15 protein-coding genes are annotated in these 14989 nt (G+C 72.7%); 10 read left to right on the forward strand and 5 right to left on the reverse strand.

Going from position 1 to position 14989, the window contains the following annotated elements:
* Window positions 1-176: 176 nt before the first annotated feature.
* Entirely contained in the window at window positions 177-725 is a 549-nt protein-coding gene (locus ACZ4E1_RS39960) for a TetR/AcrR family transcriptional regulator (protein ID WP_467548897.1), read from the forward strand.
* Between the two features lie 312 nt (window positions 726-1037).
* On the opposite strand, the gene ACZ4E1_RS39965 is transcribed toward ACZ4E1_RS39960, so the two are convergent.
* Window positions 1038-1961 (reverse strand): DeoR/GlpR family DNA-binding transcription regulator, encoded by a 924-nt coding sequence (locus ACZ4E1_RS39965; protein ID WP_467548899.1) that lies wholly within the window; start codon window positions 1959-1961, stop codon window positions 1038-1040.
* 191 nt (window positions 1962-2152) lie between these two features.
* Window positions 2153-3601 (reverse strand): NAD(P)H-quinone dehydrogenase, encoded by a 1449-nt coding sequence (locus ACZ4E1_RS39970; RefSeq protein WP_467548877.1) that lies wholly within the window; start codon window positions 3599-3601, stop codon window positions 2153-2155.
* Between the two features lie 138 nt (window positions 3602-3739).
* Between ACZ4E1_RS39970 and ACZ4E1_RS39975 the strand changes: the two genes are divergently transcribed.
* The 4 genes from ACZ4E1_RS39975 (at window position 3740) to ACZ4E1_RS39990 (ending at window position 8569) form a co-directional block, all read left to right on the forward strand.
* Window positions 3740-4177, forward strand: coding sequence for a gamma-glutamylcyclotransferase family protein (locus tag ACZ4E1_RS39975; protein WP_188337200.1), 438 nt, complete (start codon window positions 3740-3742; stop codon window positions 4175-4177).
* 115 nt (window positions 4178-4292) lie between these two features.
* Window positions 4293-5117 (forward strand): purine-nucleoside phosphorylase, encoded by an 825-nt coding sequence (locus tag ACZ4E1_RS39980; protein ID WP_188337201.1) that lies wholly within the window; start codon window positions 4293-4295, stop codon window positions 5115-5117.
* 61 nt (window positions 5118-5178) lie between these two features.
* A complete protein-coding gene (locus ACZ4E1_RS39985; RefSeq protein ID WP_467548880.1) occupies window positions 5179-6831 on the forward strand; it encodes a phospho-sugar mutase in 1653 nt (550 codons plus the stop codon).
* Window positions 6832-7369: 538 nt separating this feature from the next.
* Window positions 7370-8569, forward strand: coding sequence for a hypothetical protein (locus ACZ4E1_RS39990; RefSeq protein WP_467548881.1), 1200 nt, complete (start codon window positions 7370-7372; stop codon window positions 8567-8569).
* A gap of 46 nt (window positions 8570-8615) precedes the next feature.
* On the opposite strand, the gene ACZ4E1_RS39995 is transcribed toward ACZ4E1_RS39990, so the two are convergent.
* A complete protein-coding gene (locus ACZ4E1_RS39995) occupies window positions 8616-9245 on the reverse strand; it encodes a PH domain-containing protein (protein WP_467548883.1) in 630 nt (209 codons plus the stop codon).
* A gap of 339 nt (window positions 9246-9584) precedes the next feature.
* Here ACZ4E1_RS39995 and deoC point away from each other — a divergent pair, with 339 nt between their 5' ends.
* Genes deoC through ACZ4E1_RS40010 form a run of 3 tightly spaced genes read left to right on the forward strand, consistent with a single transcriptional unit; the run spans window position 9585 to window position 12872 of the window.
* On the forward strand, window positions 9585-10541 hold the full coding sequence (gene deoC, locus ACZ4E1_RS40000; protein WP_188341352.1) for a deoxyribose-phosphate aldolase: 957 nt from the start codon (window positions 9585-9587) through the stop codon (window positions 10539-10541).
* 5 nt (window positions 10542-10546) lie between these two features.
* Window positions 10547-11986 (forward strand): aldehyde dehydrogenase family protein, encoded by a 1440-nt coding sequence (locus ACZ4E1_RS40005; protein ID WP_467548885.1) that lies wholly within the window; start codon window positions 10547-10549, stop codon window positions 11984-11986.
* Window positions 11979-12872, forward strand: coding sequence for an aldehyde dehydrogenase family protein (locus ACZ4E1_RS40010; RefSeq protein ID WP_467548887.1), 894 nt, complete (start codon window positions 11979-11981; stop codon window positions 12870-12872). The genes ACZ4E1_RS40005 and ACZ4E1_RS40010 overlap by 8 nt, the downstream gene beginning before the upstream one ends.
* A gap of 82 nt (window positions 12873-12954) precedes the next feature.
* Here the strand turns inward: ACZ4E1_RS40010 and ACZ4E1_RS40015 are convergent, their stop codons facing one another.
* A complete protein-coding gene (locus ACZ4E1_RS40015) occupies window positions 12955-13407 on the reverse strand; it encodes a TetR/AcrR family transcriptional regulator C-terminal domain-containing protein (protein ID WP_467548889.1) in 453 nt (150 codons plus the stop codon).
* Window positions 13408-13433: 26 nt separating this feature from the next.
* On the opposite strand from ACZ4E1_RS40015, the gene ACZ4E1_RS40020 reads away from it, so the two are divergent.
* Complete coding sequence (locus ACZ4E1_RS40020; protein WP_467548891.1) at window positions 13434-13610, forward strand: hypothetical protein; 177 nt, start codon at window positions 13434-13436, stop codon at window positions 13608-13610.
* Window positions 13611-13642: 32 nt separating this feature from the next.
* On the opposite strand, the gene ACZ4E1_RS40025 is transcribed toward ACZ4E1_RS40020, so the two are convergent.
* A complete protein-coding gene (locus tag ACZ4E1_RS40025) occupies window positions 13643-14038 on the reverse strand; it encodes a hypothetical protein (protein WP_467548893.1) in 396 nt (131 codons plus the stop codon).
* A 163-nt stretch (window positions 14039-14201) separates the two neighbouring features.
* Here ACZ4E1_RS40025 and ACZ4E1_RS40030 point away from each other — a divergent pair, with 163 nt between their 5' ends.
* Window positions 14202-14834 carry an ATP-binding protein gene (locus ACZ4E1_RS40030; RefSeq protein WP_467548895.1) on the forward strand — a complete coding sequence of 211 codons (633 nt, stop codon included), beginning with the start codon at window positions 14202-14204 and terminating at the stop codon, window positions 14832-14834.
* Window positions 14835-14989 lie beyond the last annotated feature (155 nt).

A 14989-nucleotide genomic window follows, 5' to 3' on the forward strand; every position in this document is an offset into this window, starting at 1 on the left:
CCCCGCCAGCCGGCACCGCTCCACGGTGGGCGTCTGCAGGGCCACACGGCCCGCAGGCGCCCACCACCCGTATCCGGACACGATCCCTCCGGCAGTGATCAGGCATCCTGGAAAATGCCCCGCACGCCTTGGGAGGCCCGATGAGCACCGGCACCGAGCACGAGCGTGTCCGCCCCATGCGGGCGGACGCCCGGCGCAACTACGAGCGCCTGCTCACGCAGGCCCGCAAGGCGTTCGCCGAGCACGGCACGGGGGCGTCCCTGGAGGACGTGGCCCGCGCCGCCGGGGTCGGCATCGGCACGCTGTACCGGCACTTCCCGAACCGGTACGCGCTGATCAGTGCGGTCTTCGAGGAGGCGGTGAACGATCTGCTGGCCCGGTCACGGGCACTGCTCGACTCGGACGAGCCGTGTGCGGCGCTCGTGGCGTGGCTGCGGGACATCATCACGCACGCCGGTGAGTACCGGGGCCTGTCCCGGGCCCTCATGTCGGCGTCGCAGGACGCCAGTTCGGCGCTGTCCCGGTGCAGCAACCCGATGCGGGAGGCGGGGCAGGCCCTGCTCTCCCGGGCCCAGGCCGCCGGCACGGTCCGCCGCGACGTCTCCATCACGGACCTCCTGCAACTGACCAACGCGATCGCCCTGGCCGCAGAAGAAACCCCCTCCGACCCCCACCTGGCCGACCGCCTCCTGAGACTCACCCTGCGCGGCATCACAGCCCCGTAGCCGACTCCGTCACGGGCGCGGCTAGGCGCACGAACTGTGCCCTTCAGGCACACGGGGCTGCACCCGATCAGCGGCTCCGTCGCGGGACGCGACCAGCGGTCCCCTGGGGCGCACGAAGTGTGCCCTTCAGGGGCGCGGGGAACTGCGCGAGCAACCACGACGGTGGCGCACCCGGCGACGCTCCTCAGCCCCTACGGCGGCGACGCCGTAACGCAGACCCGTCGCACTCGCGCATCCGACGCTGGGGCGCGAGCAACCACGACGGCGCGGCAGTCAGCGACGTGCCGGACACCGAGGCCCCCCAGGATGGGATCAGCGGCGGCGAAGGTCGGCGACCCGAGCCGCCCGCTCCGGCCCCGGATCGAGCGGAGCCGCGCGCAAAGGGTGACCGCCATGACGAGGCTGGCCTCGCCGGGGCCCGGGAAGCGGAGGGACATCGCGGCGCGCCCCCCGCGCCGGACTCCCCCCCGACTCACCGCCGGAGGCGGCCCCGTCCCCCGCGACAGCGATCTGCACGCCCTGATCCGCCAGCGCCTGCAACTCCGTAGCAGCCCGCTCGTCATGAGCCGGCGGCTCGTCGGTGACGAGCCGGGTGATCACATCCGTGGGCACCGTCTGGAACATCGTGTCGGTGCCGAGCTTGGAGTGATCGGCGAGGACGACGACCTCCGCCGCGGCCTGCACGAGCGCCCGGTCGACGGACGCCGACAGCATGTTGGACGTGGACAGGCCGCGCTCGGCGGTCAGCCCGCTCCCGCTGAGGAAGGCCCGGGACACCCTGAGCCCCTGGAGGGACTGCTCGGCCCCGCTGCCCACCAGCGCGTAGTTGGAACCCCGCAGCGTGCCACCGGTCATGACGACCTCCACGCGGTTGGCGTGCGCCAACGCCTGGGCCACCAACAGGGAGTTGGTGACGACGGTCAGGCCGGGGACGCGCGCGAGCCGGCGGGCCAGCTCCTGCGTGGTCGTCCCCGCCCCCACCACGATGGCCTCGCCCTCTTCGACGAGACCCGCGGCGAGATCGGCGATGGCCGTTTTCTCTGCGGTCGCGAGATGTGACTTCTGCGGAAAGCCGGATTCCCGCGTGAATCCGCCCGGCAGTACCGCACCGCCGTGCCGGCGGTCGAGGAGTCCTTCTGCCTCCAGTGCGCGCACGTCCCGCCGTACGGTCACTTCGGAGGTCTGGACGACGCGGGCGAGCTCCCGGAGCGATACCGCTCCATTGGCCCGCACCATTTCGAGGATCAATTGACGACGTTCTGCAGCGAACACGAAACTGACAGTAACCCCAACGACCGTCTGCTTTCAGCAGTTTGCGCCGAATTACAGGTTCTGTTCGCACAGAACACCTGGGAGTGGTATACGCGGCGACGACAAAGGGGCGGAGCCGCGGCCCCGCCCCTCGTCACACAGCGTCAGCGCCGCGGTCAGCTCTCCTCGGCGAGCTTCCGCGTGTGCAACTGCCGTGCCACTTCGGCGATCGAGCCCGACAGTGAGGGGTACACGGTGAACGTGTTCGCGATCTGTTCCACCGTCAGATTGTTGTCGACCGCGATCGAGATGGGGTGGATCAGTTCCGAGGCGCGCGGGGCGACGACCACGCCGCCGACGACGATGCCCGTGCCCGGCCGGCAGAAGATCTTGACGAAGCCGTCGCGGATGCCCTGCATCTTGGCGCGCGGGTTGCGCAGCAGCGGCAGCTTCACCACGCGGGCGTCGATCTTGCCCGCGTCGACGTTCGCCTGCGTGTAGCCGACGGTCGCGATCTCGGGGTCGGTGAAGACGTTCGAGGAGACCGTCTTCAGGTTCAGCGGGGCCACCGGCTCGCCGAGGAAGTGGTACATGGCGATGCGGCCCTGCATGGCGGCGACGGACGCGAGGGCGAAGACGCCGGTCACGTCACCGGCCGCGTAGACGCCCGGGGCGGTCGTCCGGGAGACCTTGTCGGTCCAGATGTGCCCGGAGTCCTTGAGCCGGACGCCGGCCTCCTCCAGGCCGAGCCCCGCGCTGTTCGGGATGGCGCCGACGGCCATGAGGCAGTGGGTGCCGGAGATGACGCGGCCGTCGGCGAGGGTGACCTCGACGCGGTCGCCGACGCGCTTGGCGGAGGCGGCGCGGGAACGGGCCATCACGTTCATGCCGCGGCGGCGGAAGACGTCCTCCAGGACGGCGGCGGCGTCCGGGTCCTCGCCCGGCAGCACGCGGTCGCGGGAGGAGACGAGGGTGACCTTGGAGCCGAGGGCCTGGTAGGCGCCGGCGAACTCGGCGCCCGTGACACCGGAACCGACCACGATGAGCTCCTCGGGGAGCTCATCCATGTCGTAGACCTGCGTCCAGTTGAAGATCCGCTCGCCGTCGGGCTGCGCGTCGGGGACCTCGCGCGGGTGGCCGCCGGTGGCGATCAGCACGGCGTCGGCGACGAGGGTCTCCTCGGTGCCGTCGGCGACGGTGACGACGACCTTGCGGGAGCCGTCGAGGTCCTGCTTGCCGTCCAGGCGGCCCTTGCCGCGCATGACGCGGGCGCCCGCGCGCGTGACGGAGGCGGTGATGTCGTGGGACTGGGCGAGCGCGAGGCGCTTCACCCGGCGGTTGACCTTGCCGAGGTCGACGCCGACGACGCGGGCCGGGGAGTCCGGGTCCGGGGTGTCGTCCTCGACGATGATGCCGAGCTCCTCGTAGGAGGAGTCGAAGGTGGTCATCACCTCGGCCGTCGCGATCAGGGTCTTCGACGGTACGCAGTCGGTCAGCACCGATGCCCCGCCCAGACCGTCGGAGTCGACGACGGTCACCTCCGCGCCGAGCGAAGCGGCCACCAGTGCCGCCTCGTATCCGCCAGGTCCGCCGCCAATGATCACGATCCGAGTCACATACGCCATTGTCCCGCACGCTTCAAGGAGCACCGAATCGGGGCCCCCGTCCGGGTAGCGGGCGGCCGAACGTCCTCTTCGGGAGGGGTGATCGCGTTGCACGGTTCCGCAGGAGACGCGTCCGCCGACTGACGTACCCTCGACCACATGTCGCTCTACGCCGCGTACGCCGGCAATCTCGACCCGCGGCTCATGACGCGCCGCGCCCCGCACTCGCCGCTGCGCGCGACGGGCTGGATCAACGGCTGGCGGCTGACGTTCGGCGGCGAGCACATGGGCTGGGAGGGTGCGCTGGCCACGATCGTCGAGGCGCCGCGCTCGCAGGTCTTCGTCGCGCTGTACGACATCGCGCCGATGGACGAGGACTCGATGGACCGCTGGGAGGGTGTCGGCCTCGACATCTACCGGCGGATGCGCGTGAGAGTCGACACGCTGGACGGCGCCGAGCCGGCCTGGGTGTACGTGCTGAACGGGTACGAGGGCGGCCTCCCGTCCGCCCGCTATCTGGGCGAGATCGCCGACGCGGCCGACTCCGCGGGCGCGCCGCACGACTATGTGATGGAGCTGCGCAAGCGGCCCTGCTGAGCCCGTCCGGCACCGGCTGCGGGCGCTTCTTCGTCGGAAACGACAAGAGAACGATTGCAAACCCGGGGGCATCGCCATCTACGCGCGTAGGCCATGAGCGGCTACCCTCGATCGCGTGAACGCATCTGTTACTCCGGACAACCTCCAGGGCGACCCCTACGCCGCCGCCGACGCCGCCGCCGCGCGCCTGCGCGAGCTCACGGGCGCCGAGACCCACGACGTCGCCCTCGTGATGGGCTCCGGCTGGGCGCCCGCCGCCGAGGCGCTCGGCGCTCCCGCCGCCGAGTTCCCCTTCACCGAGCTGCCCGGGTTCACCGGCGCCGCGGTGGCCGGCCACGGCGGCAAGGTCCGCTCGTACCAGGTCGGCCAGAAGCGCGCCCTGGTCTTCCTGGGCCGCACCCACTACTACGAGGGCCGGGGCGTCGCCTCCGTCGCGCACGGCGTGCGCACGGCCGCCGCCGCGGGCGCCAAGACCATCGTGCTGACCAACGGCTGCGGCGGTCTGCGCGAGGGCATGCGCCCGGGCCAGCCGGTCCTCATCTCCGACCACATCAACCTGACGGCGACGTCGCCGATCGTCGGCGCGAACTTCGTCGACCTCACCGACCTGTACTCGCCGCGCCTGCGCACCCTGTGCCAGGAGATCGACCCGTCGCTGGAAGAGGGCGTCTACGCCCAGTTCCCCGGCCCGCACTACGAGACCCCGGCCGAGGTCCGCATGGCCGGCATCCTCGGCGCCGACCTCGTCGGCATGTCCACCGTCCTCGAGGCCATCGCGGCCCGTGAGGCGGGCGCGGAGGTGCTCGGCATCTCCCTGGTGACGAACCTGGCGGCGGGCCTGTCCGGCGAGCCGCTCAACCACGAAGAGGTCCTCCAGGCCGGCCGTGACTCGGCCGCGCGCATGGGCGAGCTCCTCACCCAGGTTCTCGCCAAGATCTGACCGGACGGCACGTCCGGTACGTGCCTTCCCCGTAGCCCCGTACGTCTTGTTGCCTTAAGGAATGCGAACCGTGACCGATCTCAGCAGCGAACTGCTCGACCGGGCGAAGACCTGGCTGGCACAGGACCCGGACCCCGAGACGCGCGACGAGCTCGCGAAGCTGATCGAGGCCCGGGACGCGGCGGCGCTCGGCGAGCGCTTCGCCGGCACGCTGCAGTTCGGCACGGCGGGGCTGCGCGGCGAGCTGGGCGCGGGCCCGATGCGGATGAACCGCGCGGTGGTCATCCGCGCGGCCGCGGGCCTCGCCGCGTACCTGAAGGCCAAGGGGCAGACCGACGGCGTGGTCGTGATCGGCTACGACGCGCGCCACAAGTCGGCGGACTTCGCCCGGGACACGGCCGCCGTGATGGTGGGCGCCGGGCTGCGCGCCGCGGTCCTCCCCCGCCCGCTGCCCACGCCCGTCCTCGCCTTCGCCATACGGCACCTGGGCGCGGTCGCTGGCGTCGAGGTCACCGCCTCGCACAACCCGCCGCGGGACAACGGCTACAAGGTGTACCTCGGCGACGGCTCCCAGATCGTGCCGCCCGCGGACGCGGAGATCGCCGCCGAGATCGACGCGGTGGCGTCCCTGCACGACGTGCCGCGCCCCGAGGCCGGCTGGGAGATCCTCGGCGACGAGGTCCTGGACGCGTATCTCGCCCGTACGGACGCGGTGCTCGCCCCGGGTTCGGCGCGCACGGCCCGCACCGTCTACACGGCGATGCACGGCGTCGGCAAGGACACGCTCCTCGCCGCGTTCGCCCGCGCCGGGTTCCCGGAGCCGGTGCTCGTCGCCGAGCAGGCCGAGCCCGACCCGGACTTCCCCACGGTCGCGTTCCCGAACCCGGAGGAGCCGGGGGCGATGGACCTGTCCTTCGCGACGGCCGCCCGGACCCCGGACTGCGACCTGATCATCGCCAACGACCCGGACGCGGACCGCTGCGCCGTCGCCGTGCGCGACGGCGGCGACTGGCGGATGCTGCGCGGCGACGAGGTGGGCGCGCTGCTGGCCGCCCATCTGGTGGCGCGCGGCGCGACCGGCGTCTTCGCGGAGTCGATCGTCTCCTCGTCCCTCCTCGGCCGGATCGCCGAGGCGGCCTCGCTGCCGTACGAGGAGACGCTGACCGGCTTCAAGTGGATCGCCCGCGTCGACGGCCTGCGCTACGGCTACGAGGAGGCGCTCGGCTACTGCGTCGACCCCGAGGGCGTGCGCGACAAGGACGGCATCACCGCCGCGCTGCTCGTCACCGAGCTGGCGAGCGAGCTGAAGGAGCAGGGCCGCACGCTCCTGGACGCCCTCGACGACCTGGCCCTGGCCCACGGCCTGCACGCCACGGACCAGCTGAGCGTCCGCGTCGAGGACCTCTCCGTCATCGCCGACGCGATGCGCCGCCTGCGCGAGCAGCCTCCGGCGGAGCTGGCGGGCCTCCCGGTGACCTCGGCCGAGGACCTCTCGGCCGGCGCCGGCGGCCTCCCCCCGACGGACGGCCTGCGCTACGCCCTGTCGGGCGCCCGGGTCATCGTCCGCCCCTCCGGCACCGAGCCCAAGCTCAAGTGCTACCTGGAGGTCGTGGTCCCGGTCCCGGAACGCTCCGCGCTCCCCACGGCCCGCGAGGAGGCGACCCGCCGCCTCGACGCCCTGAAGCGGGACCTGGCGACGTCCGCGGGCATCTGACCACCGCAGCAGCATCACGCAACAGGGCGGCGCCGCACAGGCGCCGCCCTGCCGCATTCCGCCGCCGTCCCCCGGCCTCCGCCCGGAACCGGTGAAACGGCGCGACCTCCTTCCCGCACCGCACCCGAGATCGGCCGACGCCCTCAGCCGCGCGCAGGGGCCACGGCTGTCCGACGGCCGGGGACACCACCAGTCCGCCACGCGCACCTCGGGCCACCGGCGCTGGGGCGTCCGCCGCGTGCGGCTGCGCGACCTCCTTCCCGCACCGCACCCGAGATCGGCCGACGCCCTCAACTGCGCGCAGTGGCCACGGCTGTCCGACCACAGGAGCAACGGTCAGCCACGCACGCCTCGGGCTGCCGGCGCCGGGGCGTCCGCCGCTCGCCGCCGGGTGCGGCGCTTCGGTGTCGGCGGTGGGGATTGTCTTGCCACCCGGACGGGTGAAATCGGGGGGCAGTTGACGGAACGCGGGGCGACGTGGGGCGGGGGCGGTGGGAAGGCTGCCCCCGCCCCGTCCGCGTATCCAGGAGCCACCTCCGTGACCGAGACCGCCACCCAGGCCCCCCGCCTGCTGCCTCCGCCCCGCCGTGGCCGGCCGGTTCCGGGGTCCGTGATCGGCGGGCTGCGCGGGCGCGCGGCACGCGCCCTGCGCCGGGCCGCTCCGGCGCTCGCCGTGTACACGGCCGTCCGCCTGCTCGTCCTGATCGCCGTCGGCGTCTGGGCGCACCGGCGGGGCGAGGGCCTCTGGTCGCTGCTCGCCTCGGACTGGGACTCCAACTGGTACGTGGGCATCGCCGACCACGGCTACGCCGATGCCCTCGGGACCGCCGTCAACGCGAACAACCTGGCGTTCTTCCCGCTCTACCCGGCCCTGATCAAGGTCGTCGCCGCCGTCACCCCGGGCTCGCGCGCCACCGTGGGCCTGGCGCTGGCCGTCCTCTCCTCGTTCGTGGCCGCGTGGGGGATCTTCGCGGTCGGGCACCGGCTGTACGGGCGCCGGGTCGGGGTGCTGCTGGTGTTCCTGTGGGCCTGCCTGCCCGTGGGCCTGGTCCAGTGGATGGGCTACACCGAATCGCTGTTCACCGCCGCGGTGGCCTGGTCCCTGTACGCGCTGCTCACCGGGCGCTGGATCTGGGCGGGCACGCTGTGCTCGCTGGCCGGCCTGACCCGGCCCACCGGGGTCGCGCTGGCCGCCGCGATCGGCCTGTGCGGCCTGCTGGCGCTGCGCCGGGGCTTCCTGTGGCGGGTGGCGTGCGGGACGCTCCTGGCGCCGCTGGGCTGGCTCGGGTACGTCGGCTGGGTGGGGCTGCGGGTCGGCCGCTGGGACGGCTACTTCGCCGTGCAGAAGCTGTGGTTCAACCAGGTGGACGGCGGCGCCGAGACGCTGCGCCGGGTCCACGAGATCCTCGCCGTGGAACCCCGCCCCGACCTGTTCCTCGTGATGGTGACGCTGACGCTGTTCGCGGCGGTCGTGCTGTACGGGGTGTGCGTCACGCACCGGCAGCCGCTGCCCCTGCTGCTGTTCACCGGCGCGCTGCTCGCGATCGTGCTCGGCAGCGGCGGCGTCTACTTCCCGCGGGCCCGCTTCCTCGTTCCGGCGTTCCCGCTGCTGCTTCCCCTCGCGCTGGCGCTCGCGCGGGCGTCGCGGCGGGTGCTCGTGTACTGCGTGAGCGGGGCGGTGCTGGTGGCGGCGTACGGCAGCGGGTACATGGTGCTGGTCTGGGGCGGGGCGCCCTGACCGGTCGGACCTTTCGGCCCGGTCGGCCCTTTCGGCCCAGGGTGTTTCAGCCGGTCGCCGAGAGCACGGCCAGGAGGACGGCGCCGGCGGCGGCCGGGGCGAGGATCTCCCAGGCCCAGCGGACCGTGGCCACGCCCTGCGCGTCCGGCTCGCCCGCACGGGCCTCCTGGAGCTCGCGCAGGTCGTCCATGGCCTGGTCGGACGCGGCCCGCGTCGGCCGCTCCTTGGCGCCCTTGCCGCCGGACAGCAGCGAGCCCCGGCCGGGGTCGTCCATGGCGGCGGCCCGGCTCAGATTGCGCTGCGCCTTCTTGCGGGCGCGCAGCGAGACGGGGATGGACCAGAGCTGGTACTTGGTTCCGTCCTGGTCGAGAACCTCGTTGGAGTAACCGGACCGGAACGTCGCGACGGCCGCCCAGGGCAGCGTGATCACGCGGAACGGGTTGCGGATGCGGAGCCGGTCCTCGCCCGCGAACACCGCCGGGCGCAGGGTGAACGCCACCACGACAGGCACGGCGAGGAGGAGGCCCGCGAGGGCCAGCCACGGGGTGCGGCCCTCGCCCTGGACCACGGCGTCGATTCCGAGCCAGGCGCACAGGGCGAGCAGTACGATGCCGCCCGCGATACCGGCGGACGATCGGTAGACGCGGTCCTTGAGGGGGGCGGGGCTGGTCTCCATGGCCCTGATTCTGCCTGACGCTGCGCTGGGCTGAACCGTGTGGGCCGCCGTGGCTCCGCCTCGTCGTCGGGCGACCGCGGCCCGGTGGGGCTTCTCGCGCAGTTCCCCGCGCCCCTGAAATGCAGACCCTTCGGGTCGCATTTCCCCGATCAAGGTGCGGGGTGCCTTCTGTCGGGGGAAGGCGCGGCGAAGCCGCATGCCTTCCAGGGGCGCGGGGAACTGCGCGACCAGCCCCCACCGGGCCGCAGCCGCCCGACAAGGGCACCCGGCACACGAAAGGGCGCCCCCGGCCGACACTTGTCCCGCCGCTACGCGCGTAGATATGCTCCCCTCGTGACCATGCCCACTGCACCCGCCAAAGAACACGCACTGGCCGACGCCACCGCGTCCGAGAGCACCCTGCGCCGCTTCCTGCAGGGCCTGCCCGGCGTGGACGCGGTGGGCCTGGAGGCCCGGGCCGCCGCGCTCGGCACGCGTTCCATCAAGACGACGGCCAAGGCGTACGCCATCGACCTGGCCATCTCGATGATCGACCTGACGACCCTGGAAGGCGCCGACACCCCGGGCAAGGTCCGGGCCCTCGGCGCGAAGGCCGTCAACCCGGACCCGACCGACCGCACGACCCCCCGCACCGCCGCCGTCTGCGTCTACCCCGACATGGTGGAGACCGCGAAGGCCGCCGTCGCCGGCACGGACGTGAAGGTCGCCTCCGTGGCCACCGCGTTCCCGGCCGGCCGCGCCGCCCTGGAGGTCAAGCTCGGGGACGTCCGCGAGGCCGTCGCCGCGGGCGCCGACGAGATCGACATGGTCATCGACCGCGGCGCCTTCCTCGCGGGTCACTACATGAAGGTCTACGAGGAGATCCGCGCCGTGAAGGAGGCCTCGGGCAGCGCCCGGCTCAAGGTCATCTTCGAAACCGGCGAGCTGTCCACGTACGACAACATCCGACGCGCGAGCTGGATCGGCATGCTGGCCGGTGCCGACTTCATCAAGACCTCGACCGGCAAGGTCGGGGTCAACGCCACGCCCGCGAACACGCTGCTGATGCTGGAGGCGGTCCGCGACTTCCGCGCCGCGACCGGCGTGCAGATCGGCGTGAAGCCCGCCGGCGGCATCCGCACCTCGAAGGACGCCGTCAAGTTCCTCGTGCTCGTCAACGAGACGGCGGGCGCGGACTGGCTCGATAACCACTGGTTCCGGTTCGGCGCCTCCAGCCTCCTCAACGACCTGCTGATGCAGCGCCAGAAGCTGGCCACCGGCCGCTACTCCGGTCCCGACTACGTGACGGTGGACTGATCACCATGGCATCCCAGAAGTTCGAGTACGCGCCCGCGCCCGAGTCCCGCTCGGTCGTCGACATCGCCCCGTCCTACGGGCTGTTCATCGACGGCGAGTTCGCCGAGGCCGCCGACGGCAAGGTCTTCAAGACCGTCTCCCCCGCCACCGAGGAGGTCCTCTCCGAGGTCGCGCAGGCCGGCGAGGCGGACGTGGAGCGCGCCGTGAAGGCGGCCCGCAAGGCGTTCGAGAAGTGGTCGGCGCTGCCGGGCGCCGAGCGCGGCAAGTACCTGTTCCGCATCGCCCGCATCATCCAGGAGCGCAGCCGCGAGCTCGCCGTCCTGGAGACGCTGGACAACGGCAAGCCGATCAAGGAGACCCGCGACGCGGACCTCCCGCTGGTCGCCGCGCACTTCTTCTACTACGCGGGCTGGGCCGACAAGCTCGACCACGCGGGCCTCGGCCCGAACCCGCGCCCCCTCGGCGTCGCCGGCCAGGTCATCCCGTGGAACTTCCCGCTGCTGATGCTGGCGTGGAAGATCGCCCCGGCGCTCGCCACGGGCAACACGGTGGTTCTCAAGCCCGCCGAGACGACCCCGCTGTCCGCCCTCTTCTTCGCGGACATCTGCCACCAGGCGGGCCTGCCCAAGGGCGTCGTCAACATCCTTCCCGGGTACGGCGACGCGGGCGCGGCCCTGGTGGCGCACCCGGACGTGAACAAGGTGGCCTTCACCGGCTCCACCGCGGTCGGCAAGCAGATCGCCCGTACGGTCGCCGGCACCGACAAGAAGCTCACGCTCGAACTCGGTGGCAAGGGCGCGAACATCGTCTTCGACGACGCCCCGATCGACCAGGCCGTCGAGGGCATCGTCACCGGCATCTTCTTCAACCAGGGCCAGGTCTGCTGCGCGGGCTCGCGCCTCCTGGTCCAGGAGTCGATCCAGGACGAGCTGCTCGACCGCCTCAAGAACCGCCTGTCGACGCTGCGTCTCGGCGACCCGCTCGACAAGAACACGGACATCGGCGCGATCAACTCGGCCGAGCAGCTGGCCCGGATCACGGCGCTCGCCGAGACGGGCGAGGCCGAGGGCGCCGAGCGCTGGTCCGCGCCGTGCGAACTGCCGTCCTCCGGCTACTGGTTCGCGCCGACGCTGTTCACGAACGTCACGCAGGCGCACACCGTCGCCCGCGACGAGATCTTCGGCCCGGTGCTCTCGGTGCTGACCTTCCGCACGCCCGAAGAGGCCGTCGCGAAGGCCAACAACACGCAGTACGGGCTCTCGGCCGGCATCTGGACCGAGAAGGGCTCCCGCATCCTCGCCGTGGCGAACAAGCTGCGCGCCGGGGTCGTCTGGGCCAACACGTTCAACAAGTTCGACCCGACCTCGCCGTTCGGCGGCTACAAGGAGTCGGGCTTCGGCCGCGAGGGCGGCCGTCACGGTCTGGAGGCCTACCTCGATGTCTGATGCGGCACGTCTGAGCGTCTTCAAGACCTACAAGCTGTACGTGGGCGGGAAGTTCCCGCGTTCCGAGAGCGGCCGGGTGTACGAGGTGACGGACTCCAAGGGCAAGTGGCTGGCGAACGCGCCGCTCTCCTCCCGCAAGGACGGCCGTGACGCGGTCGTCGCCGCCCGCAAGGCGTTCGGCGGCTGGTCCGGCGCGACCGCGTACAACCGCGGGCAGGTGCTCTACCGCGTCGCCGAGATGCTGGAGGGCCGCCGCGAGCAGTTCGTGCGCGAGGTCGCCGACGCGGAGGGCCTGTCGAAGTCGAAGGCGGCGGCCCAGGTCGACGCGGCCATCGACCGCTGGGTCTGGTACGCGGGCTGGACCGACAAGGTCGCCCAGATCGTCGGCGGCGCGAACCCGGTCGCGGGCCCCTTCTTCAACCTCTCCACCCCGGAGCCGACCGGTGTCGTCACGATCGTCGCGCCGCAGGAGTCCTCGCTCCTCGGCCTGATCTCGGCGCTGGCCCCGGTCATCGCGACGGGCAACACGGCGGTGGTGATCGCGAGCGAGAAGGCCCCGCTCCCGGCGCTGTCGCTGGGCGAGGTGCTCGCCACCTCCGACGTCCCCGGCGGCGTCGTCAACATCCTGTCCGGCAAGGCCGCGGAGATCGCCCCGTCCCTCGCCGCGCACCAGGACGTCAACGGCATCGACCTGACCGGCACCGACGCGGACCTGGCCAAGGAGCTGGAGATCGCGGCGGCGGACAACCTGAAGCGCGTGCGCCGTCCACAGCCTGTGGAGGACTTCGCGGCCGACCCCGGCACGGACCGCCTGACGTACTTCCTGGAGACGAAGACGGTCTGGCACCCGACGGGCTCCCTGGGCGCCTCCGGCTCGTCCTACTGACCGCCGGCCCTCGCGCCGAGGCCCCGGCCCCTCCTCCGTCCAGGAGGGGCCGGGGCCTCGCCCGTTCCCGGGTCCGCACCCGTCAGAGACCGAGCCGCCGCGCGATGCCGTCGAGCACGCAGTCGAGGCCGAACTCGAACTCCCAGGTGGGGTCGTCCTTGCGGGTCGCGCTGTACGCGTAGGAGCGGTAGACCGGGTAACGGCCGCTGTCCAGCAGGTAGTTCATCTGCGGCAAGAGCCCCCTGCGGGTCTCGTCGCCAGTGTCCCAGCCCTGCTCCGCGCGGAACCGGTCGAGCGCGACCTGCGACTGGGTCGCCCCGTGCACGTAGGAGGCGACGGCGCGGAAGGCCGCCATCATCGTGTCCGGGTCGAGGCCGAGCTCGCCGAGCGCCGCCAACTGCCGTTCGGCGATGGCCATCCGGTTCGGTGTCAGCATGAACAGCGGCGCCGGCAGCTGCGTCATCCACGGGTGCGCCAGTGTCATGGCCCGGGTCCGCACCGCGTACGCGCGCAGCACCTCGCGCCATCCGGTCACGTCCTCGGGGACTTCCAGCTCGCCCGGTGTTCGCGGGGCGGGTCGACGAGGGCGCGCACGGCGCCGCGTTCCGGTCGGGCGTCGTCGACGGGGTGCACGGCGTCGCCCTGGGGACGGCACTGCTGTGCGCGGTGGCGTTCGCGGCCTCCTGGGCCGTGCGCGAGGTGCCCCTGCGGTCCGCGGCCGGGCCCCGGGAGGGATGAACCGCCCGGCCCGGCCCTCGGATCCGGTGGCGTCAGCCCGGCAGCAGGCCCGCCGCCGCACCGACGACCGGCAGCTCGGACAGGGAGCTGCCGGAGGTCACCGGGCCCGTCACGGCCGCCGTGCTGAGCGGCTTGAAGTCGGCGATCTGGGTGCCGACCCCGTTGTCCAGCGGGTCGACGCCCGTGCCGGCCAGCGGGTCGAGCTGGAGGTTCGTCACCGGGGCGAGGCCGTGCGTGGCCGCCGCGTCGATGCCCTGGGTCACCGCCAGCGGGCTCAGCGTGCCGGGCGCCGCGTCCGCGGCGCTCGCGGTCGCGCCTCCGGCGGCCACCGCCGCGCCGGCCGCGGCCATGGTCAGGCCGGCGCGCAGCAGCGTGCGGCGGGCTCCGGAGGTCGGCGTCGGGTTCTTCTGGGCTGCGTGTCGGGCCATGGGAGTCGCGCGCGCCTTTCCTGTTTCCAGTGACGATTCCAGTGACGTGATCTCCGCGTGTGACGGCGGAACCACGTAGCGTAGTCGCACTCGGCGTGGCTCGTGCCACAACCGCGCGACGCGGGGTCGGCTCCGCGGCCCGGATGCCTCACACTGGACTCTCGTGAGTTCGCATCCCCCGATACCGACCCGGGTCGTCCTGGTCTCCGGCCCCTCCGGCTCCGGCAAGTCGTCCTTCGCGGCCCGCTCCGGGCTGCCCGTGCTCTGCCTCGACGACTTCTACAAGGAGGCCGACGACCCCACGCTGCCGCTGGTGCCGGGCACGTCGGACATCGACTGGGACTCTCCGGCGTCCTGGGACGTGGAGGCGGCGCTGGCCGCGATCGCGGAACTGTGCGCGAAGGGCCGCACGCAGGTGCCGGTGTACGACATCGCGACCAGTTCGCGGGTCGGCACGGAGGCGCTCGACATCGCCCGCACCCCGCTGTTCCTCGCGGAGGGGATCTTCGCGGCGGACATCGTGGCCCGGTGCCGCGATCTCGGGGTGCTCGCCGACGCGCTCTGCCTGCGCGGCCGTCCCTCGACGACGTTCCGCCGCCGGCTGCTGCGGGATCTCAAGGAAGGCCGCAAGTCCGTGCCGTTCCTGCTCCGGCGAGGCTGGCGGCTGATGCGTGCGGAACGGGCCATCGTGGCTCGCCAGGTCGCGTTCGGGGCGCACCCCTGCGGCAAGGACGAGGCTCTCGGTCGCGTCGCCGCCGCCGCGGCCGGCCACTGCGCCAAGGCCCGCGCCGCGTAACCCGCCCACTCGCCGTGGGTCCACCGGCCCGTCCTTCGACCACCGGCCGGTGGGGGCTGGTCGCGCAGTTCCCCGCGCCCCTGAAATGCATGGCGCTTCGCGCCGCATTTCCCCGATGGGGCACCGCCCCGATGGAGATCGCGCACGAAGTGCGC

Source organism: Streptomyces sp. NPDC025806 (assembly GCF_055558275.1).